This window comes from Streptomyces sp. NPDC051738, assembly GCF_044453205.1.
Classification (GTDB): domain Bacteria; phylum Actinomycetota; class Actinomycetes; order Streptomycetales; family Streptomycetaceae; genus Streptomyces.
Genome location: NZ_JBITCM010000012.1, coordinates 117,372 through 138,778, shown reverse-complemented (window position 1 = coordinate 138,778; position 21,407 = coordinate 117,372). Strand labels below are relative to the sequence as shown.

Genomic DNA, 21,407 nt, shown 5'->3' with positions numbered 1-21,407 from the left:
TGGTTGCTCGCGCAGTTCCCCGCGCCCCTTAGGTCTCCTGCACTACCGCCAGCAATGCGCCGACCGTCACCTGTAGGCCAGGTACTGCATGCAAAGCCGTCAGTGTTCCTGTGACCGGTGCCGCGATCTTGTGCTGCATCTTCATCGCCTCCAGCCACAGCAGGGGCTCTCCGGCCCGCACAGGTGCTCCTGCGGCCAGTCCTTCCGCGACGCGTACGACCGTGCCCGGCATCGGTGCGAGCAGGGAGCCCGGGGCGTGCTGGGCCGTGGGGTCCGGGAAGCGGGGCAGGGCGGTGAGGTGGGTGGTGTTCACGTGGATCTCGTCGCCGTATCTCGCGACCTCGAAGTTCCTTCGTACGCCGTCCACTTCGAGTACGACCAGGGCGGCATCGGCGTGGACGATCCGCACCCCGTCGGCCTCCAGGCCAGCGCGCGTGTGGTGGTAGCGGACCTCGATCTCCTCTCCTGCCCTCGCGTAGCGCTTGGTCTGCGGCTGGGAGGGCACGTTGCGCCAGCCGGCGAAGCGGGAGCGGCCGTGGGCGTCGGCGAGGGCGGCGGCCAAGGGGGCGTACGGGTCGGGCGCCGGGTCGGTGAGGTCGGTGAGGTGGCGGTCGTAGAAGCCTGTGTCCATGCGGGCGGACGTGAACTCCTCGTGGCGCAGGGAGCGGACGAGGAGGTCGCGGTTGGTGGTGGGGCCGTGGAGTGCCGCGCGTTCCAGGGCGCCCGCGAGCTTGCGGATCGCGCCCGCGCGCGTGGGGGCGTGGGCGACGAGTTTGGCGAGCATGGGGTCGTAGTGGACGCCGATCTCGTCGCCGTCGGTGAAGCCGGTGTCCAGCCGGACGCCCTCGGGTACGGCGAAACGGTGCAGTGTGCCGGTCTGCGGGGCCCAGTCGGCGGCCGGGTCCTCGGCGTACAGGCGGGCCTCGACGGCGTGGCCACGCGCGTGTGGCGGTTCGTCGGCGAGGGCGTGGCCTTCGGCTATGCGGATCTGTTCCGCTACCAGGTCGATGTCGAAGACGGCTTCCGTCACGGGGTGTTCGACCTGGAGGCGGGTGTTCATCTCCAGGAAGTGCGCTTTGTCGTCGGCCACCAGGAATTCGACGGTGCCGGCGCCGACGTAGTCGACGGCGCGGGCGGCGCGTACGGCCAGCGTGTGCAGCTCGTCCGTGAGGCGCTCGGTGAGGCCGGGCGCCGGGGACTCCTCGATCACCTTCTGGTGGCGGCGCTGCAGGGAGCAGTCCCGGGTGCCGAGGGCCCAGACCGTGCCGTGGGTGTCGGCGAGGATCTGCACCTCGACGTGGCGGCCGTTCTCGACGTACGGCTCGACGAACACCTCACCGTCACCGAAGGCACTGGCGGCCTCGGCGCGTGCGCTCTCCAGGGCGGCTGACAACTCCTCCAGGTGGCGCACGATCCGCATCCCGCGCCCCCCGCCGCCTGCCGCCGCCTTCACCAGCACCGGGAGGTCGGCCTCGGTGACCTCGCCCAGGGGCGCCAGCCCCATCAGCTCCTTCGCCCGCGTCTTGGACGCCATCGCCTCGATCGCCTCCGGGGGCGGGCCGATCCAGACGAGCCCGGCGTCGAGGACGGCGCGCGCGAAGTCGGCGTTCTCGGAGAGGAAGCCGTAGCCGGGGTGCACGGCGTCCGCGCCCGCCGCCACGGCCGCCTTCACGATCAGGTCGCCGTCCAGATACGTGGCGGAGGGCGCCGCTCCCGGCAGCCGTACCGCCGCGTCGGCCACGCGCGTGTGGAGGGCGTTCGCGTCGGCGTCCGAGTAGACGGCGACCGTCCGGATTCCCAACTCACCGCAGGTGCGGAAGACACGGCACGCGATCTCGCCCCGGTTGGCGACGAGGACAGAAGTGATCACTGGAAGGCCCCTCACATCCGGAAGACGCCGAAGCCACCGCGCGCGCCCTCGTAGGGCGCCGTGTGGATGGCGGACAGGCACATACCGAGGACGGTGCGGGTGTCGCGCGGATCTATGACGCCGTCGTCGTACAGCCGCCCGGACAGGAACATGGGCAGCGACTCCGACTCGATCTGCTGCTCCACCATGGCGCGCAGCGCGGCGTCCGCCTCCTCGTCGTACGGCTGTCCCTTCGCGGCCGCGGACTGCCGGGCGACGATCGAGAGCACCCCGGCGAGCTGCTGGGGGCCCATGACGGCCGACTTGGCGCTGGGCCAGGCGAACAGGAAGCGGGGGTCGTAGGCGCGGCCGCACATGCCGTAGTGGCCGGCGCCGTACGACGCGCCCATCAGGACGGAGAGATGGGGCACGCGGCTGTTGCTCACCGCGTTGATCATCATCGCTCCGTGCTTGATGATGCCGCCCTGCTCGTACTCCTTGCCGACCATGTAGCCGGTGGTGTTGTGGAGGAAGAGGAGGGGGATGTCCCGCTGGTTGGCCAACTGGATGAACTGGGCCGCCTTCTGCGACTCCTCGCTGAACAACACACCCTGGGCGTTGGCCAGGACGCCCAGGGGATAGCCGTGCAGGGCCGCCCAGCCGGTGGTCAGGCTCGTCCCGTACATCGGCTTGAACTCGTCGAAGTCGGAGCCGTCGACGATCCGGACGATGACCTCGCGCGGGTCGAAGGGGGTCTTGAGGTCGCCCGGGACGACTCCGAGGAGTTCGTCGGCGTCGTACTTGGGGGGGTCGGCCGGGCCCGGATCGCCGTACGCCTTGCGGTGGTTGAGGCGGGCGACCACGCGCCGTGCCTGCCGCAGCGCGTCCGGTTCGTCGACGGCGAAGTAGTCCGCGAGGCCCGACACGCGCGCGTGCATCTCCGCACCGCCCAGCGACTCGTCGTCGCTCTCCTCGCCGGTCGCCATCTTCACCAGGGGCGGGCCGCCGAGGAACACCTTGGCGCGCTCCTTGACCATGATCACGTGGTCGGACATGCCGGGGACGTACGCGCCGCCGGCCGTCGAGTTCCCGAAGACGACCGCGACGGTCGGGATCCCGGCCGCCGACAACCGCGTCAGATCCCGGAAGATGGCGCCTCCGGGGATGAAGATCTCCTTCTGGGAGGGCAGGTCGGCGCCGCCCGACTCGACGAGGTTGATGACGGGCAGCCGGTTGGCGAGTGCGATGTCGTTCGCCCGCAGGGCCTTCTTCAGCGACCAGGGATTGCTCGCTCCGCCGCGCACGGTCGGGTCGTTGGCGGTGATCAGGCACTCCACGCCCTCGACGACCCCGATGCCGGTGACGAGGGACGCGCCGACCGTGTAGTCGCTGCCCCAGGCCGCCAGCGGGGACAGCTCCAGGAACGGGGTGTCGGGGTCGAGGAGCAGCTCGATGCGCTCGCGGGCGAGCAGCTTGCCGCGCTTTCGGTGCCGCTGGACGTACTTCTCCCCGCCGCCCGCGAGGGCCTTGGCGTGCTCGGTGTCCAGTTCGGCGAGTTTGGCGAGCATGGCCTCGCGGTTGGCCGCGTGTTCAGGGCTCTTCGGGTCCAGGGAAGAGGCGAGGACGGTCACAGGAGAGTCTCCGGGATGTCGAGGTGGCGGCTGCGCAGCCATTCGCCGAGGGCCTTGGCCTGCGGGTCGAAACGGTGCTGGGCGGCGACGCCCTCGCCGAGGATTCCCTCGACGACGAAGTTGAGGGCGCGGAGGTTGGGGAGCGGGTGCCGGGTGACCCTCAGCTGACGGCTTTCGGGGATCAGCTGCCGGAACCGGTCGACCGTGAGCTCGTGCGCGAGCCAACGCCAGGCCTCGTCGGTCCGCACCCAGACACCGACGTTGGCGTTGCCGCCCTTGTCGCCGCTGCGGGCGCCCGCGATGTGGCCGAGGGGGGCGCGTTTGGTGGGGCCGGGCGGCAGCGGCTGGGGCAGGGGCGGCTCGGGCACTTCATCGAGTACGGCTGTGTCGCATACGCCGGTGTTGTGGGCGGCGGTGTCGTGGGCGCCGATGTTGTGTGCGCCGGTGCCATGGGCCGACGGCACAGAGACCCGGCGTCCGTCATGGAGGACGGCCACATGGTCGACGGCACCATGGGGGACGTACACATCCTCGAAGACCCCATAGGGCGAGCCCTTCCCAGGTGGCGCCAGCACATGGAAGCCGGGGTAACTGGCGAGCGCCAGCTCCACCGCGGCCCCGCTCAGGGCCCGCCCGACGGTCTCCTGATCCCGGTCGCGCACGACGAGCCGCAGCAGCGCGCTCGCCGTCTCCTCGGTCGGGGCGTCGGGCCGGTCGGTGCGCACGAGTTCCCACCGCACGTCGGCGGGCGGTGACTTGGCGAGCGCGTCCGTCATCTGCTCGCGCACCAGGTCGCCCTTGGCCTCGATGTCGAGGCCGGTGAGCACGAAGGCGACCTCGTTTCGGAAGCCGCCGAGGCGGTTGACGCCGACCTTGAGGGTCGGAGGCGGCGCCTCTCCCCGTACGCCCTCGACGCGGACGCGATCGGGGCCGTCCTGGGTGAGCCGTACGGTGTCCAGGCGGGCGGTGACGTCCGGTCCCGCGTACCGGGCGCCCGCCGTCTCGTACAGCAGCTGGGCCGTCACCGTGCCGACGTCGACGAAGCCGCCGGTGCCGGGGTGCTTGGTGATGACGCAGGTGCCGTCCTCGTGCAGCTCGGCGAGCGGGAAGCCGGGGCGGCGGAGGTCGCCGCCACCCCGCGCGCCCGCCCCGCGCCTCTGGAACTCCTGGAACTCCCGGAACTCATGGAAGAAGGCGTAGTTGCCGCCGGTCGCCTGGGCCCCGCATTCCAGCACATGTCCGGCGACGACGGCGCCCGCGAGCCGGTCGTGGTCGCCGGGCCCCCATCCGAAGTGGGCCGCGGCGGGCCCGGTGACCAGGGCCGCGTCCGTCACCCGCCCGGTGACCACGATGTCGGCGCCCTCGCGCAGACAGGCCGCGATACCGAAGCCGCCGAGGTAGGCGTGCGCGGCGAGGCTGCCGGGGTGCGCGGCGGTGAGGTCGTCGCCCTCGACGTGGGCGACACGGACAGGGACGCCGAGACGGTCGGCCAACTGCCGTACGGCGTCCGCCAGTCCGGCCGGGTTGAGGCCGCCCGCGTTGGCGATGATCCGGACACCCCGCTCGTGCGCGAGCCCGAGGCACTCCTCCAGCTGGCGCAGGAAGGTGCGGGCGTATCCGGCGCCAGGGTCCTTCAGCCGGTCGCGGCCGAGGATCAGCATGGTCAGCTCGGCGAGGTAGTCGCCGGTGAGGACGTCCAGTTCGCCGCCGGTGAGCATCTCGCGCATGGCGTCGAAGCGGTCGCCGTAGAAGCCGGAGGCGTTGCCGATCCGCAGCGGGCGGGAGCCCTCTGTGGGCGTCACCGCCTGCGCGGGCGTCACCGCGAGGCTCCCTTCGGCGCACGGCCCTCGCCTGTCGGCGCACGGCCCTCGCCGGGCGGGCCTGCGAAGACCTGGGCGATCTCGAACCAGCGGTCGGCGTCCGGGCCCTCGGCGCGCAGGGCGAGGTCGGAGCGGTGGGCGCGCTGGGTGACGAGCTTGCAGAAGTCGAGCGCCGGGCCGGTCACCCGCTGTGGGGCGCCCTCGGGACCGTAGGCCCACAACTCGCCGGACGGCGCGACGAGTTCGATGCGGAAGTCGTCGAGAGGTGCGGGGAGTCCGTGGACGCCGAAGGCGAAGTCCCGGGTGCGCACCCCGATCCACACCACATGCTTCAGCCGGTCGCTGGGTGTGCGCACCACATCCAGCGCGTCGGCGATGTCCAGACCGTGGGCCCAGGTCTCCATGAGTCGGGCCGTGGCCATGGAGGCGGCGGACATGGGTGGGCCGTACCAGGGGAACCGCACACCATGGGGCGCCTCACGCAGCGCCGTGTCGAGGGCGGCCCGCCCTTCCCGCCACCGCGCCAGCAGCTCGGCGGGCGGCAGCCCGGCCCCCTCCTCCGCCCCCTCGTCGACGAACGACCCCGGCGACACCAACGCCTTCTCCACCAGCGTGTGGAACGCGTCCACGTCGGTCACCGCCAGCAGCGCCGAGCGGTCCGTCCAGGCGAGGTGGGCGATCTGGTGGGCGACGCTCCAGCCGGGGGCGGGCGTCGGGAGTGCCCACCGCTCGGGGCTCAACTCGGCGACGAGCAGATCGAGTTCGTCGCTTTCGGCACGCAGGTCGTCGAAGACGGGCGTCGGGTCGGCCATGGGGGGAGCATGGCAGCGAGGCCAGAAACAAGCAAGCATGCTTGCATTAATTCAGCTGCACCCACTACCGAAGGTCAGTCGGAGCGGGCGGCCCGACCCTTGCGCCCCACCTGCGTCCGCACCGCACCCATGCTCGCCGCGATGACGAGGGCGATGGCGACGGCCTGGGCGGTGGACAGGGCCTGGTCGAGGACGAGGAAGCCGGCGACCCCGGCGACAGCCGGCTCCAGGCTCATCAGGATCGCGAAGGTCGGCGCGGGCATGCGGCGCAGGGCGAGGAGTTCGAGGGTGTAGGGGAGGACCGAGGAGAGGATGGCCACGGCGGCGCCGAGTCCGAGGGTCACCGGGTCGAGGAGCTTCGTGCCCGATTCGGCGATCCCCAGAGGCAGGAACAGTACGGCGCCCACGGCCATCGCGAGCGCCAGCCCGTCGGCCTGCGGGAAGCGTCGGCCGGTGCGGGCGCTGAAAACTATGTAGGCCGCCCACATGGCGCCGGCCGCCAGGGCAAATGCGACACCTATGGGGTCGAGACTCCCGAAGCCTCCGCCGCCGAGGAGGAAGACACCGGCGAGGGCGAGACCGGCCCAGACGACGTTGACCAGACGACGCGAGGTCAGGACGGAGAGCGCGAGTGGGCCGAGCACTTCCAGGGTGACGGCGGGGCCCAGCGGGATGCGGGCGACCGACTGGTAGAAGAGGCCGTTCATCGCGGCCATCGTGATACCGAAGACGATCACCGTGCCCCAGTCGGTACGGGAGTGACCGCGCAGCCGCGGCCGGCAGATCAGCAGCAGGACGACCGCCGCCACCAGCAGCCGCAGCGCCACCACACCGAGCGCTCCGGCCCGCGGCATCAGGCTCACCGCCAGGGCACCGCCGAACTGCACCGAGACCCCGCCGGCGAGCACCAGGCCCACGGGGCCGAGCGAGCCCCACCGGCGCGGGGCACCGGACGTCGGCTCGGGCATGGCCGCCGCACGGGTGCGGGTCGGTGCGGGCGTGGCGGCGGCGTCGGGGGTACTCACGGGCGGTCCAGGGGCTCGGCTCGGCGGGTGTGCATCGTGCTGTACTGCCGAGTCCAGGGTAGTGGACCCCGTCAGGTGTGTGAACCGGTTATGCCACTGTCCCGAATTGTGGACGAGAAGGGCCCGCCGAGGCCCAGCCCGGCGCCCGCCACGGCCGACCCGGCCCGGCCCCCGCTTTGCGGCGCGCTACCGCCCGCTGTCGCCCGTTACCGCCGTGCCATGTACAGATCCAGCGCCTTGTGCAGCAGCCGGTTGAGCGGGAAGTCCCACTCCCCCAGGTACTCGACGGCCTCGCCGCCTGCGCCCACCTTGAACCGCAGCAGGCCCAGCAGGTGGTTGGAGTCCTCCAGGGTGTCGGTGATGCCGCGGAAGTCGTAGACGGAGGCGCCGAGTTCGTGGGCGTCGGTCATCATGCGCCACTGCATGGCGTTGTTGGGCTGGACCTCGCGCTTGCGGCTGGTGGAGGCGCCGTAGGAGTACCAGACGTGGTCGCCGACGGTGATCATGGTGGCGGCGGCGAGGGTGTCGCCGTCGTGCCGGGCGAGGTAGAGGCGCATGCGGTCGGGGTGCTCGGTGGTGAGCGCCGTCCACATGCGCTGGAAGTAGGGCAGGGGGCGCGGGATGAAGCGGTCGCGCTCGGCGGTCTCGGCGTAGAGGTCGTAGAAGGCGGGCAGGTCCTCGTAGCCGCCCCGCACGACCTGCACGCCCGCCTTCTCGGCCTTCTTGATGTTGCGCCGCCACTGCTGGTTGAGGCCGCGGTGGAGGTCGTCCAACGGCCGTCCGGCGAACGGCACTTGGAAGACGTACCGTGGCTGCCCCGCGGCGAAGCCGTCCTCGCCCCCCGGCTCGGTCTGCCGCCAGCCGGCCCGCCGCAGCCGCTCGGCGATGTCCAGGGCACCCGGTTCGCACGACGTCGGCTCCGCGTCCCGCAGCCGCCGGGCGGCCGGGTCGGCGATGGCCGCCTTCACCGCCTCGGCGCTCCAGCGGCGTACGACGACGGGCGGGCCCATCTTGACCGAGAAGGCGCCCTGCCGTTTGAGGTGGGCGAGCATCGGTTCGAGCCAGCGTTCGCCGAGGTCGGGGGCGTACCAGTCGACGAGCGGGCCCTCGGGAAGGTAGGCGAGGTACTTCTTCACCTTCGGAAGCGGCCGGTACAGCACCAGCCCGGCGCCCACCAGCCGCCCCGCCTCGTCGGACCACCCGAGACTCTCCGCCCGCCAGTCGGGCTTCACCTCACCCCAGGACGGGACCTGCATATGGCTGGCGGCGGGACGGGAGGCCACGAAGGCGAGGTGTTCGTCGCGGGTGATGGGCTGGACGCGGAGGGGCATGCGGGGCTCCTGACGGTCGGTGGCCGCGGTGATCTTCGAGCCTATGCACGACCCCCGACCGCTCCACGGTTCCCCGGCCCACCCGCGCACGATCGGCCCACAACCGCCGCTCACTCGTCCACGCCGGGCAACCCGCTCCTCACTCGTCCACCTCGGGCAACCGCTCCGCCAGCACCTCCGCGAGATGCCGCCCGCGCACCCCCGCCAGCTGGTCCAACTGCGTCCGGCAGGAATACCCGTCCGCCAAGACCACGGCGCCCTGCGTCTCCCCGGCCTCTCCCTCCGCGCCCTTCCCCTCCGCAGCCATCGCCTCCCGCACCCTCGGCAGCAACTGCTCCTCCGCGCACGCCGCCGACACCTCGAAGTGCCCCTTCTCGAAGCCGAAGTTGCCCGCCAGGCCGCAGCAGCCGCCGCTGAGTTCCCCGGTGAGCCCCGCGGCCTCGCGCAGCCGGCGGTCGGCCGCGTCCCCCAGTACCGCGTGCTGGTGGCAGTGGGTCTGCCCGACCGCCGCCCGGTCCACGCGGGGCGGCGTCCAGTCGGGGGCGAGCCGCTCCAGGGCCTCGGCGAAGGTGAGGACGCGGTCGGCGAGGCGCCTGGCCCGCGGATCGTCGTGCAGCAGTTCCGGCAGGTCCGAGCGGAGGGCCGCCGCACAGCTCGGCTCCAGGACGACGACCGGGGCGGCCGTCTCCAGCACCGGCTCCATCAGGTCGAGGGTGCGCCGCAGCACCGCGCGGGCGTGGTCGAGCTGCCCGGTCGAGACGTACGTCAACCCGCAGCAGACGCGACTGCGGCCCCGTAGGAGGGACACCGGGTCCATGGCGACCGTCGTACGGCCGCCCACCCGCTCGGCACCGCCCACGGGCTCACCGTTACCCGCCGACGCCGTCCTCAGCCGCACCGTCGGCGGCAGCGCCACCCGCAGTCCCGCCGCCTCCAGCACCCGTACGGCCGACTTCCCCACGGACGGCGAGAGGTGCTCGGTGAAGGTGTCCGGCCACAGGATGACCAGGTCACCGTCCGAGCCGACGGGAGGCTTCTCCCGCCCCTCCCACCACCGGCTGAACGTCCGCGTCGCCAGCCGCGGAATCTCCCGCTCCGGCGCGATGCCGCCCACCCGTTTCGCCGCCCACGCCAACGGCCGTACGGCGGCCAGGGCGTTGACGATCGAAGCGGTACGCGTGCGTGCCACCACGCGCAGCCATTGCGGCAGCCGGCCCATGCTGTAGTGCGCGGCCGGGCGGCGGCGACCCTCGTAGTGGTGGTGCAGGAACTCCGCCTTGTACGTGGCCATGTCGACCTCGACGGGGCAGTCGGACCGGCACCCCTTGCAGGACAGGCACAGGTCCAGCGCGTCCCGCACCTCGGTCGAGCGCCACCCGTCGGTCACCAGTTCCCCGGCGAGCATCTCGTGCAGCAGGCGGGCACGCCCGCGCGTGGAGTGCTCCTCCTCGCCGGTGGCCCGGAAGGACGGGCACATGACGGCGGAGCCGGTCGCCGATGTCGTACGGCACTTGGCGACCCCGACGCAGCGCCGTACGGCCGCCGAGAAGTCCCCGCCGTCGGCCGGGTATCCGAAGGCCACGTCCACCGGCTCGCGGGGCAGGACGGAGAAGCGGAGGTTGGCGTCGAGGGGTGCGGGGCGCACCAGCATTCCCGGGTTGAGCAGGTCGTCCGGGTCCCACACCCCCTTGGCCCGCTCGAAGAGCCGGACCATCTCCTCGCCGTACATCTTCGGCAGCAGCTCGGCCCGCGCCTGCCCGTCCCCGTGCTCCCCGGACAGCGAGCCCCCGTGCGCCACGACGACCTCGGCGAGCTCCTCCGAGAAACGCCGGAAGCGGCTGATCCCCGCCTCCGTCAGCAGGTCGAAGTCGATACGGACGTGGATGCAGCCGTCCCCGAAGTGCCCGTACGGCGTCCCGCGCAGCCCGTGCGCGGTCAGCAGCGCGCGGAAGTCCCGCAGATACGCGCCGAGGCGCTTGGGCGGCACCGCGCAGTCCTCCCAGCCGGGCCACGCCTCGCTGCCGTCCGGCATCCGGGTCGCCGTACCGCTCGCGTCCTCCCGGATGCGCCACAGGGCCCGCTGCCCGGCCGCGTCCGTCACGACCAGCGCGTCGACGACATCGGCGGCCCGCACGATCGTCTCCGCACGCGCGCGTGCCTCCCTCTCGGACTCCCCACCCGTCTCGACGAACAGCCAGGCACCGCCCCGGGGAAGCGCGGCGGTCGCGGGCACGAGGTCGGCCGCCATGCCCTCCACGGTCAGCGGCCCGTACGGCAGCAGCCCGGCCGCCGCCTCCGCGGCCGCGCCCTCGTCGGCGTAGGCCAGCACGGCGAGCGCACGCGCGCGTGGCGCCTCCACGAGCCGTACGGCCGCCTCGGTGAGGATGCCGAGGGTGCCCTCGCTTCCGCAGAACGAGCGGGCGACGTCGGCGCCCTTCTCGGGGAGCAGCGCGTCGAGGGCGTACCCGGAGATACAGCGGGGCAGTTCGGGATAGCCGGTACGGAGGCGAGCCGCTTCCCCTTCCACCAGGTCCCGCAGCCCTCGCGGCGCCCCGGCCCACTCCTTCCCCAGCCGCAGCCGCTGCCCGCGCGCGGTGATCACGTCCAGCTCCCGCACGCTGTCCGCGGTCGTCCCCCACGCCACCGAGTGCGAGCCGCACGAGTTGTTGCCGATCATCCCGCCGAGGGTGCAGCGGCTGTGGGTGGAGGGGTCGGGGCCGAAGCGGAGCCCGTGCGGGGCGGCGGCGTCCTGGAGGCGGTCGAGGACGAGGCCGGGTTGGACCACGGCGGTGCGGGTCTCCGGGTCAAGGGACACGATCCGGTTCATGTGGCGGGTGAAGTCCAGCACGATGCCGGTGCCGGTGGCCTGCCCTGCGATGGAGGTGCCTCCGCCGCGTGCCACGACCGGCACCATGTGGTCCCGGCACACCTCCAGCACGGCTGCGACGTCGTCGGCGTCATGTGGTGCGACCACACCCAACGGGACGCGCCGGTAGTTGGACGCGTCCATCGTGGTCAACGCCCGGGAGGTGACATCGAACCCGACCTCGCCCCGGACGACCCTGCGCAGCTCCACCTCAAGTTCCGACATACGTCCACTACATCAGCCCGTCCGGCGTTTGAGGACAAGGCCCGTTCAGGGCCGAAGCGGGGGTCTGGGGGCGGCAGCCCCCAGCTCACGGCCACGACAACCCCGTCTCACCCGACGGACGAGGTTTCACCGAGGTTTCCCGAAACAGCTACGCTCCCTCCGTGGCTGAGATCCAGATTCCCGCTGACATCAAGCCCGCCGACGGACGTTTCGGCGCGGGCCCCTCCAAGGTGCGGACGGAAGCGCTGGACGCGCTGGCCGCCACCGGAACCTCCCTGCTCGGTACCTCCCACCGCCAGGCCCCGGTCAAGAACCTGGTCGGCCAGGTGCGCGAGGGCATCAGCGAGCTGTTCCAGCTCCCCGACGGCTACGAGGTGATCCTCGGCAACGGCGGCTCCACCGCCTTCTGGGACATCGCGACGCACGGCCTGATCGAGAACAAGTCGCAGCACCTGACCTTCGGTGAGTTCAGCTCGAAGTTCGCCAAGGCCGCGAAGCTCGCCCCGTGGCTCGCCGAGCCGGACGTCATCACCTCCGACCCGGGCACGCACCCGGAGCCGGTCGCGGTGACGGGGGTCGACGCCTACGCCTACACGCACAACGAGACCTCGACCGGTGTCGCCATGCCGATCAAGCGCGTGGCCGGTGCCGACGAGGGCGCGCTGGTCCTGGTCGACGCCACCTCGGGCGCCGGCGGCCTCCCGGTGGACGTGTCCGAGACGGACGTCTACTACTTCGCCCCGCAGAAGTCCTTCGCCTCCGACGGCGGCCTGTGGATCGGCGTCTTCTCGCCGGCCGCGATCGAGCGCGCCGAGCGCGTCCACGCGTCCGGCCGCCACATCCCGGAGTTCTTCTCGCTGCCCACGGCGATCGACAACTCCCGCAAGAACCAGACGTACAACACCCCCGCCCTCTCCACCCTCTTCCTCCTGAACCAGCAGCTGGAGTGGATCAACGGCCAGGGCGGCCTGGACTGGGCGGTCCGCCGCACGGCCACGTCCGCCCGCACGCTGTACGGCTGGGCCGAGGACATCAAGTACGCCAACCCGTTCGTCACGGACCCGGCCAAGCGCTCGGCGGTCATCGGCACGATCGACTTCACGGACGAGGTCGACGCCGCCGCCGTCGCCAAGGTCCTGCGCGCCAACGGCATCGTCGACACCGAGCCCTACCGCAAGCTCGGCCGCAACCAGCTCCGCGTCGCGATGTTCCCGGCGATCGACCCGGCGGACATCGAGGCGCTGACGAAGTGCATCGACTATGTGATCGAGAAGCTGTAGCCGCTTCTGCTACGACACACGAAGGGCGCCCGGCGGACCACCGCGGGGCGCCCTTCGCGCATCCGTACGTCCTAGTCCTCGGCGAACAACCCCTCGGCGTCCGCCACGCTCAGGGAGCGATCGAGCCAGACCCTGAGCACGTCGAGGTCGGTGCAGGCGGTGACCCGCTCCCGGACGGAGTCGGAGACCTCGATGCCCCGCACGACGAGAATGTGCAGGATGTCCTCGGCTTTAGCCTCGGCTTTGCCCTCTACTTGGCCCTTGGCGCGGCCTTCGAGCCACGACTCTTCGACGATCGTGTTGCTGCCGGGAAAGTTCGGCGTGTAAGTGGCCATCAGATGCCTCCAATAGTCACGGCCCGGACCCTCGCCCAGCCCGATCTCGACGATTTCCGCCCAGTCCACCCGGTCCACGTCTTCGCCCTCGTCAGTCTCGGCATTGCCCATGGACTCCTTGGCTTTGTCTGCCATCCCTGACGCCAGCGCGTCCAGTATCGCAGTCAGACCCGGATCCTTGGCGTATGCGAGCGCGGAGAAGGCGGCGACACCGAGGTCGTGGGCCGCATCGTCCGCCTCGGTGATCACGGGCAGGATTCCGGGCCCCAGGACCAGCGGGTAAACGACGATGCTGGTGTGGAAGCCGCGGCCGACACGGATCGGTTCCGCCGCCCACTCCGCGGTCGCCTTGTCCTTGCATACGACCACTAGGAACGGCGGCAGCCGGTACTTGGCGTACATGTGGGCCAAGTAGTACGTCCAGCTGTTGTGGAAAGCGAATACCCGCCCGCAGCACAAGCCGGGCGAACAGCCCCGGATCCGCCCGGAAGATCCGGTGCATCGCCTCATGCGGTGAACTGACCATGCGACGCAACGTAATCGTGCGAATGCGACATGCGCGGACGTTCGGGGAGAGCTCAGCCGTACGAGTGAACATGCCAGTGACCTATGCCATTTGAGAGCGCCCGGTGAGGGCACCGGGCGCCTTCCCTCATGTCGCCGAGCAGGTCACCGTCGGCACCCCACCACCCCCGGGCGTGCCCCCTAATCCGAAGGTCACGGAACTGCCCGCCTGAACCGCTCCGTTGTGTGCGGCGTTGGATGCCGTCACGGTCGCGGCGCTCTGGGTGTACGTCGCGTTCCACATGGACGTGATCTGTTGGGAGCCGCTCCATGTCCAGGTGGTTTTCCAGGAGTTGAGCGGTGTGGTGCCCGCGTTGGTCACCTTCACCTCGGCGTTGAAGCCGCCGCTCCAGTCGGCGGTGACGGTGTAGGCGGCGGAGCATGCGGTCGTGCCGCCGCCCGGCTCTTCGGGGTCACCGCCCCCGCCGGCCGGAAATCCCGGCGCCTTGATACCCGCCAGATACCCGTCCTTCACGGCATCCACAGTCGACCAGTCATCCTTCAGAATCCCGCCCGTGTCACCGGAGTTGGGGTTCCACGACCAGAACGTCCAGTGGAAGGAGTCCGCGCCGTACGTCGACGTCGATCGCAGGTACGTCGCCAGCGCGGTCAGCCACTTCTGGTCCACCGTCGACTGGAGCGTCGTACCGAACTCGCCTAGCCAGACGGGGGCGATGTTCTGCTTGAAGATGTAGCCCCAGTACTTGTCCCACACGCCCGGCATGTTGTCCGGGAAGGACGGGTCGCTGAACCAGGGCTGCTGGGCCACGCTCGTCGCGTAGTCGTGGGCCGAGTACACGAGCCGGTTGGGGACGTCGAGTTGGACCGGGTACTGCGCGACGCCCATGAGGTTGCCGCCCCACCAGCCGTTGACGCCGTTGTGCGACTGGACGCCCTCGACCATGATCAGCAGGTCCGGGTTGACGGACAGGACGGCGTTCCCGGCGCGTTGCGCGGCGAGCCGCCAGTCGCGTGTCGTGTCGCCGCAGCCCCAGCAGGCGGGGTCGTGGGGCTCGTTGTGCAGGTCGATGCCGATGACCGTGCTGTCGCCCTTGTAACGCTGCGCCAGTGCCTTGAGGTTGGCGATCCACGTCGATTCGGGGACCGACGAGGTGTACCAGAGCGCCGACTGGCCGGCCGCGTCCGGGCGGTGCCGGTCGAGGACGATCTTGAGGCCGGTCTGACCGCCGTACGCCACGATCTTGTCCATGACCTGCAAGGACGTCAGCCCCTGCAGATCGGCGTTCTTGCCGTCCGCGAAGTTGATGCTGTCCGGCATGGTGCCGGCCTTGAGGATGTCGTCGCTGAAGGGCAGGCGGAGTGTGTTGTAGCCCAGCGATCCCATCTGGTCGAGCATGCTCTTGTAGTCGCGGGCCCACAGGCCGTGGACGACGTGGTTGCCGGTCTCGAAGCCGAACCAGTTGATCCCGGCGATCCGGACCGGTTGCCCGGCCGCGTCCAGGATCTGCCGGCCGCTGGTGTGCCAGTACCCGGCACCGGCCTCGGCCGCCTCCGCCGAAGCCGCCGAAGCCGCCGAAGCCGCCGAAGCCGCCTCGGCCGCCCCGGCCGGCTGCGCGCCGACTCCGGCCAGCGGTAACAGGAGCGCGGCGGCCACCGCACACAGCGCTTTGCGCAAGCTGCGGAACATGTCCCTTGTTCCTCTCGGAAGGCGCGGCCCCGGAATCTATGGGAGCGCTCCCATGTACCGCGCACCTCCCAGGAAACTGACGCACCATGGGCACGTCAAGGAGATGCGCGGCATTCAGGGCCCGGCAAGGGACACCGGCTACCGGCTCAGCTTCTGGAACCTCCGCACCGCGAGCGGCAAGAAGATCGCGGTCAGGATCACCGGCCACACCCCCGCCATCAGCAACGCGTGCTGCTCGACCCAGGAGTCCCCGCCCCCGTCCGGCGTACCGAACAGCTCGCGGCTGGCCGCGGCGGTGGAGGAGATCGGGTTCCAGGCCGCCACCCAGCCCAGCCAGTCCGGCATCAGCTGCGGCGCGACGAAGATGCTGGAGATCATCGTGAGGGGGAAGGCCACGGCGAACAGTCCGCCCGCCGCCTCCGGGTTGGGGACCATCAGGCCCAGCCACACCCCGATCCAGATCAGCGCGAACCGCAGCCACAGCAGCAGCCCGAAGGCGCCGAGGAAGCCGAAGCCGCCGTCCGGGCGCCAGCCCATCGCGACGGCCGTCAGCATCATGATCCCCAACTCGGCGCAGGCGGCGAGCAGATCGGTGATCCCGCGCCCGGCGACCACCGCGGACGAGGCCATCGGCATGGAGCGGAAACGGTCGATGACCCCCTTCGTCGAGTCGTAGACGACGAGCGTCGCGGTGTTGATGAAGCCGAACGCCATCGTCATCACGAACATGCCCGGCATCAGGAAGTCCTTGTAGTCCCCGCCGCCGGGGACCTTCATGGCGCTGCCGAAGACATAGCCGTAGAGGAGGACGGAGAGGATCGGGAAGCCCAACTGCCAGGCGATGTTGACCGGTTGGCGCTGGTAGTGGGTGAGGCCGCGGCGGACGATGTTCCAGACGTCGGCGAGCGTCCAGTACATGCGGCCGCGGGCACTCGGTGTGGTCAGGTCGACGGCACTCATGCGGCGGCCTCCTTGTCGGTCGTCTCCGTGCGGTGTCCGGTCAGGCGCAGGAACACGTCGTCGAGGCTCGGCCTGCGCAGCCCGATGTCCTCGACCGGTACGCCCTCGTCCTGGAGCGTGCGCGCGACCTCCGTCAGCGCGGAGACCCGGTCGACCACGGGCGCGTGCACCCGCAACTCGCTCTCCTCCGCCTCGGGTTCACCGTCCGCGACGCGGGCCACGACCTTCACCACGCGCGGGATGTCGGACCGCTCGGCGACGACGACCTCGATACGGTCGCCGCCGACGAGGTTCTTCAGCCCGTCCGGGGTGTCGTCGGCGATGCCCCGCCCCTGGTCGATGACGGTGATGCGCGAGGCGAGCTTGTCGGCCTCCTCCAGGTACTGGGTCGTCAGCAGCACCGTCGTCCCGCCGGCCACCAACGCCCGTACCGACTCCCAGACTTCGCCCCGGCTGCGGGGGTCGAGCCCGGTCGTCGGCTCGTCGAGGAAGAGGACGGCCGGGGCGAGGATCATCGACGCGGCGAGGTCGAGACGGCGCCGCATGCCGCCGCTGTACTTGGCGACGCCCTTGTCGGCGGCGTCGGTCAGGTCGAACTGCTCCAGCAGCTCGGTGGCACGCAGCTTGGCCCGCTTTCCGCCCAGGTGGAAGAGCCGGCCGAACATCTCCAGGTTCTGCCGGCCGGTGAGCACCTCGTCCACGGCCGCGTACTGCCCGGTGAGGCCGATGCGCGCACGGACCTCGCGCGGCTGCCTGGCCACGTCGAGACCGGCCACGGTCGCCCGGCCGCCGTCCAGCCTGAGCAGCGTGGACAGGATGCGTACGGCGGTGGTCTTGCCGGCGCCGTTCGGCCCGAGCAGCCCGTGCACCGTCCCCTCACGGACGGTCAGGTCGAAGCCGTCGAGGGCGCGCTTCTCGCCGTAGCGCTTCTCCAGGCCCTCTGCCTGTACCGCGTATCCGTCACCCATGGGTCCAGGTCCCCCTTCTCGGTCATCCAGTCCTTAATTGAGTACACCGTACCCGATTGCGCGTACACCGTACCCAGTTTTTCCCGCAGGATCTAGACTCGGCCCCATGACGAGCGGCACGAGCGGCACGAGCGGCAAGGGCGGCAAGGGCGGCACCGGCGGTACGGAGACCAGCGGGAGCGGCGACATCGTCCGCACCCTGGAGTTGCTGTGGGAGACAGGGCGACGGCCGAGCCGCGGGCCCAAGCCGGCCCTCACCCTGGACCAGATCGTGGAAGCGGCCGTCCGGGTCGCGGACACCGAGGGCCTGGAGTCGGTGTCGATGCGCCGGGTCGCCGCCGAGCTGGGCACCGGCACGATGTCGCTGTACCGCTACGTCCCCGGCAAGGCGGAACTGCTCGACCTGATGCTGGACCGCGTCCAGCGGCCCTCCGAGAACCCGGCCGACCTGGGCGACGGCACCTGGCGCTCAGCCCTTCAGGCCCTGGGCCGCGCGACCCTCGACCTCTACCGCCGCCACCCCTGGCTGCTCCAGGTCAACCAGTCCCGCCCGATCCTCGGCCCGAGCGCCCTGGACGGCATGGAGAAGGTGCTCGCCCGCATCAAGCCGATGGGCCTGTCCGACCCCGAGCTGATCTCGGCGATCATCATGGTCGACGGGTACGTCGTCGGGGCCGCGCGCACCCAGCTGTACGCGCAGGAGGCGGAGCGCCGGACCGGCCTGACGGACGCGGAGTTCTGGCAGGCGCAGACCCCGATGCTGGAGAAGGTCCTGACGTCCGGCCGCTTCCCCCTCATGGCCTCCCTCGACGAGAACACCTGGGGCACCGACTTCGACCACTTCGAGTTCGGGCTGCAGCGGATCCTGGACGGTCTTGAGGTCTTCGTCGCGGGGCGGGCGGAGGGGAGTCCGTCGGCTACGGCGCAGCAGTAGCCCACGCCCTCCGGCGCGGTGACAGCCCAGTAGTCACTCCCCGACGCGGCAGCCACTCACCCCCTGCGGAACAGCCTCCGCACCCCGAACAGCAGCACACACGCGACGACCACCGCGACGGCGCCGACCTTGATGTCACCGCTCGTGCCGCCGTTGCCGTCGCCGTCCTCGCCGGACGCCGAACCACCGCCCCCGGAGGAGGAGTCCGAGGACCCGGCGCCCTCGGGCGGGTCCTGCGCCACCACAGCGCTCCCCACCCCCTCACTCCCGAGCATGAGCTTGGTGCCGTCGGGCGAGTAGCTGACGGACTCCCCCTGCCCCAGAGGCACGCTGATGCGCTCCAGCCGCTTGAGCTTGCCGCCGTTCCAGTCGTAGGCGATACCGCCGAAGTAGCCGCGTACGGCGAGGGTGCGGCCGTCCGGGGAGAAGGTGGCGTCGGTGGCCCACAGGCCGACCGGGGTGATGGGCTTGAAGACGTTCGTGCCGGAGGCGGAGAGCTTGGCCGGTGACTCGTAGAGGTGCCCGCCGTCCTCCTGCTTGTCGATGATGTAGACGCGCCCGGTCTTGGGGTGCACGACGAGCGACTCGGCGTCGCGCGGCCCGTCCTCGTACTTCACCACGTACTGCGTGGCACGGATGGTCTGGTCCTTGAGCGTCTTGGGCTCGGGCAGCCGGTAGATCCACACATAGGGCCACTCCACACCGTCGTTGTCGCCGATGTCGCCGACGTAGAGCTCGTTCCCCGGCCCCATGGCGATCGCCTCCACGTCGCGCGGGGTGCCGACGCCGGTCATGGTGATCGTGGCGACGGTCTCGCCGGTGCTGCTGTCGACGGCGTAGAGGTAGGCGCCCTCGTCCTGGTCGTTGTGCGTCCAGTAGATGCCCGGGTGCTGACGGGAGGCGGCGAGGCCGCTGGACTCCGTGATGCGGGAGTCCTTGATCGTGAAGTCCTCGTTCCCGGCGGCGGCGGTGGCGGGCAGGGTGAGCGCCCCCACGAGAAGGACCCCGGCGGGAAACGCGAGCAGTCGGCGCATGCCCCCAAGCCTGCCATCCCCAGCCGGGTTCACGAGGGCTGAGCCGCCTCACTGGGATCTGTAGGATCTGAGGGACATCGCGTGCCGGTCATCGACTGGGTGAGGCATGGAGGTGTCGGGAGATGCCCTCGGAGGCATTCCTTGTCAGTCGAGTTGAACCACACGATCATCCATGCCCGGGACAACCGGGAGTCCGCGGAGTTCTTCGCGGGCCTGCTGGGTCTTGAGATCACCGCGGAGTGGGGCCCCTTCATCGCCGTCGGCCTGAGCAACGGCGTCACGCTGGACTTCGCCACCATCCCAGCGGACGAGATCGCGCCCCAGCACTACGCCTTCCTGATCTCCGACGAGGAGTTCGAAGTGGCGTACGCGCAGATCAGGGAGCGCGGTATCGAGCACTACGCCGATCCGCGGCGGCAACACCCCGGCACGATCAACCACAACGACGGCGGCCGCGGGGTCTACTTCATGGACCCGGCGGGCCACTTCATGGAACTCATCACCGTGCCGTACGGCGGCTGGACCTCGTAGACCGCGCAGGCGGCGTGTCGGGCTTCACACGCCGCCTGCCCCTACCGTCCGGTAACGATCGTCCATCATGAGCGGATGCTCAGGTTCATGCCCGTCGGCGACTCCATGACCATCGGCAGCGCCGGCGAACACACGTGGCGCTACCGCATGTGGCAGCACCTGCGTGAGACGTACGGCGGCCCCTTCGCCCTCGTCGGCCCGCGCGAGACGCTGTACGACAAGGCGATGGACGCGCCCACGTCGTACGAGTACGCCGACCCCGACCCGGCCTTCCCTCGCGCCCACCTCGCCGGCTGGGGCGAGGGCTGGCTGCACATGGCGCCGCTGATCGGTGAGGCGGTGCGGTCGTGCCGGGCGAACGTGCTGCTGGTGTCGCTGGGCCTGATCGACCTGGGGTTCTATACGAACGCGGAGCAGACCGCGGAGAACGCCCGCGCCTTCGTGGCCGAGGCGCGGGCGGCGAACCCGCGGGTGCGGATCGTGGTCCTGCCGGTGATCCCGAATGTGCGGGCGGAGACGGACGAGCCCTTCGCCGAGCAGGTGACCCGCTTCAACGAACTGCTGGCGAAGACGGTGGCCGACCTGGACGAGCCACGCTCACCCCTGCTGCTGGCCTCGCCTCCCCTCTCGTACGACATCAACCTCGACACCTACGACGGCACGCACCCGAACGCGAGCGGGGAGCACAAGATCGCGGAGGCGTTCGCGGAGGCGATGCACCAGGCGTGGGATGTGGGCGAGCCCTACGGGGTCTGACTCTCGATGGCCCGGATGAGGCGGATGAGGCGGTCGGCGCAGGGGCGGACGCGCGTGAACAGGTCTTCGCCCCAGTGCTCGTCCCGCTCGCCGAGGTAGATGGCGCGGGCGTGCGCGAGCACGGGGCGGTGCTCGGCGGGGAGCCGGGCAAGGGCCCAGTCGGCGGCGGCGTCCTTGGAGCGGATGGCGCCGGTTTCGAGGGTGGTCCAGATCCGGGCGAGGGTGAGCAGGACGTTACGGGTGTCGGAGTCCAGCTCGGTGAGGAGCTCGGGTACGCCGGTGACGATCGCGCGCCTGAGGTCCGCGGGTGGGACGGGGTCGAGGAGTTCGGCGGGCGGGGGACCGTGGAGCGGGGCGTTCGCGAGCAGCACCATGGTGAGGAGCGGGGCGAGGTCGGGGCTGGGCTCCGGGGCGGGGGGGACGCCGCGCTCGTAGTCGGCGCGCAGCCATTCGCCGTAGAGGAAGTCGCAGGTGGGCGGGTAGCGCCAGGGGCGTACGTCGCCCTGCACGACGACGATGAGCTCGACGGGGCGGGAGGCGCCGCCGGACACCTTCATCAACTCCTGCACCAGTGCGTGGCGTTGGGCCCGGGTCGTGGGTTCGCGTACGACGACCAGGACGTCGATGTCGCTGTGGGGGCGGAGGCCGCCGAGGGTGGCTGAGCCGTGGAGGTAGATGCCGAGGATGCTGTCGCCGAGGGTGTGGTGGAGGAGGGGGAGAAGGCGCTGGGCGTCTGGGGCGGGCATGCGAGTTTCCTCTCGGTGAATGGCCGCAAAGAATTCCCGAGGAACTGTTGAGAAGTCCGCGGATTCCACCTTCGTCGTAATCAACAGCCCCG

The 21,407-nt window shown here is 70.9% G+C and carries 17 protein-coding genes; 4 read left to right on the top strand and 13 right to left on the bottom strand.

Features of this window, described 5'->3' with window-relative positions; all coding sequences use genetic code 11:
• Positions 1-28 precede the first annotated feature (28 nt).
• The 7 genes from ACIA8X_RS27290 to ACIA8X_RS27260 all read right to left on the bottom strand — a co-directional run bounded on the left by ACIA8X_RS27290 (position 29) and on the right by ACIA8X_RS27260 (position 11,559).
• The gene (locus ACIA8X_RS27290; RefSeq protein WP_399459311.1) at positions 29-1,870 is read right to left on the bottom strand and encodes a biotin carboxylase N-terminal domain-containing protein; all 1,842 of its coding nucleotides are present in this window, start codon (positions 1,868-1,870) and stop codon (positions 29-31) included.
• Positions 1,871-1,881: 11 nt separating this feature from the next.
• A complete protein-coding gene (locus ACIA8X_RS27285) occupies positions 1,882-3,480 on the bottom strand; it encodes an acyl-CoA carboxylase subunit beta (RefSeq protein ID WP_399459310.1) in 1,599 nt (532 codons plus the stop codon).
• Positions 3,477-5,207 carry an acyclic terpene utilization AtuA family protein gene (locus tag ACIA8X_RS27280; protein WP_399459394.1) on the bottom strand — a complete coding sequence of 577 codons (1,731 nt, stop codon included), beginning with the start codon at positions 5,205-5,207 and terminating at the stop codon, positions 3,477-3,479. Before ACIA8X_RS27280 ends, ACIA8X_RS27285 begins: the two co-directional genes overlap by 4 nt.
• Before the next feature lie 89 nt (positions 5,208-5,296).
• Positions 5,297-6,112: a TIGR03084 family metal-binding protein gene (locus tag ACIA8X_RS27275; RefSeq protein WP_399459309.1), complete on the bottom strand. Its 816-nt coding sequence runs from the start codon at positions 6,110-6,112 to the stop codon at positions 5,297-5,299.
• 74 nt (positions 6,113-6,186) lie between these two features.
• Positions 6,187-7,137, bottom strand: a complete 951-nt coding sequence (locus tag ACIA8X_RS27270) for an EamA family transporter (protein ID WP_399459308.1) — start codon at positions 7,135-7,137, stop codon at positions 6,187-6,189.
• Positions 7,138-7,343: 206 nt separating this feature from the next.
• Entirely contained in the window at positions 7,344-8,468 is a 1,125-nt protein-coding gene (locus ACIA8X_RS27265; RefSeq protein WP_393452753.1) for a lipid II:glycine glycyltransferase FemX, read from the bottom strand.
• 139 nt (positions 8,469-8,607) lie between these two features.
• Positions 8,608-11,559, bottom strand: a complete 2,952-nt coding sequence (locus tag ACIA8X_RS27260; protein WP_399459307.1) for an FAD-binding and (Fe-S)-binding domain-containing protein — start codon at positions 11,557-11,559, stop codon at positions 8,608-8,610.
• A gap of 161 nt (positions 11,560-11,720) precedes the next feature.
• Here ACIA8X_RS27260 and serC point away from each other — a divergent pair, with 161 nt between their 5' ends.
• Entirely contained in the window at positions 11,721-12,839 is a 1,119-nt protein-coding gene (serC, locus tag ACIA8X_RS27255; protein ID WP_393452747.1) for a phosphoserine transaminase, read from the top strand.
• Positions 12,840-12,910: 71 nt separating this feature from the next.
• Here serC and ACIA8X_RS27250 read toward each other — a convergent pair whose 3' ends face one another.
• The 4 genes from ACIA8X_RS27250 to ACIA8X_RS27235 form a co-directional block, all read right to left on the bottom strand.
• Positions 12,911-13,576 carry a hypothetical protein gene (locus tag ACIA8X_RS27250; RefSeq protein ID WP_393452745.1) on the bottom strand — a complete coding sequence of 222 codons (666 nt, stop codon included), beginning with the start codon at positions 13,574-13,576 and terminating at the stop codon, positions 12,911-12,913.
• Positions 13,577-13,826: 250 nt separating this feature from the next.
• Entirely contained in the window at positions 13,827-15,386 is a 1,560-nt protein-coding gene (locus ACIA8X_RS27245; RefSeq protein WP_399459306.1) for a cellulase family glycosylhydrolase, read from the bottom strand.
• A gap of 138 nt (positions 15,387-15,524) precedes the next feature.
• Positions 15,525-16,346 (bottom strand): ABC transporter permease, encoded by an 822-nt coding sequence (locus tag ACIA8X_RS27240; protein ID WP_399459305.1) that lies wholly within the window; start codon positions 16,344-16,346, stop codon positions 15,525-15,527.
• Positions 16,343-17,314, bottom strand: a complete 972-nt coding sequence (locus ACIA8X_RS27235; RefSeq protein ID WP_399459304.1) for an ATP-binding cassette domain-containing protein — start codon at positions 17,312-17,314, stop codon at positions 16,343-16,345. Before ACIA8X_RS27235 ends, ACIA8X_RS27240 begins: the two co-directional genes overlap by 4 nt.
• Before the next feature lie 106 nt (positions 17,315-17,420).
• Between ACIA8X_RS27235 and ACIA8X_RS27230 the strand changes: the two genes are divergently transcribed.
• Entirely contained in the window at positions 17,421-18,248 is an 828-nt protein-coding gene (locus ACIA8X_RS27230) for a TetR/AcrR family transcriptional regulator (RefSeq protein WP_399459303.1), read from the top strand.
• A gap of 56 nt (positions 18,249-18,304) precedes the next feature.
• Here ACIA8X_RS27230 and ACIA8X_RS27225 read toward each other — a convergent pair whose 3' ends face one another.
• Positions 18,305-19,282, bottom strand: a complete 978-nt coding sequence (locus ACIA8X_RS27225) for a WD40 repeat domain-containing protein (RefSeq protein WP_393452731.1) — start codon at positions 19,280-19,282, stop codon at positions 18,305-18,307.
• 141 nt (positions 19,283-19,423) lie between these two features.
• Here ACIA8X_RS27225 and ACIA8X_RS27220 point away from each other — a divergent pair, with 141 nt between their 5' ends.
• Positions 19,424-19,813: a VOC family protein gene (locus ACIA8X_RS27220; protein WP_393452728.1), complete on the top strand. Its 390-nt coding sequence runs from the start codon at positions 19,424-19,426 to the stop codon at positions 19,811-19,813.
• A gap of 75 nt (positions 19,814-19,888) precedes the next feature.
• Positions 19,889-20,569, top strand: a complete 681-nt coding sequence (locus tag ACIA8X_RS27215; RefSeq protein WP_399459302.1) for an SGNH/GDSL hydrolase family protein — start codon at positions 19,889-19,891, stop codon at positions 20,567-20,569.
• On the opposite strand, the gene ACIA8X_RS27210 is transcribed toward ACIA8X_RS27215, so the two are convergent.
• Positions 20,557-21,315: an aminoglycoside adenylyltransferase family protein gene (locus ACIA8X_RS27210; protein WP_393452722.1), complete on the bottom strand. Its 759-nt coding sequence runs from the start codon at positions 21,313-21,315 to the stop codon at positions 20,557-20,559. The two genes, ACIA8X_RS27215 and ACIA8X_RS27210, sit on opposite strands and share 13 nt — an antisense overlap.
• Between the last annotated feature and the right edge of the window lie 92 nt (positions 21,316-21,407).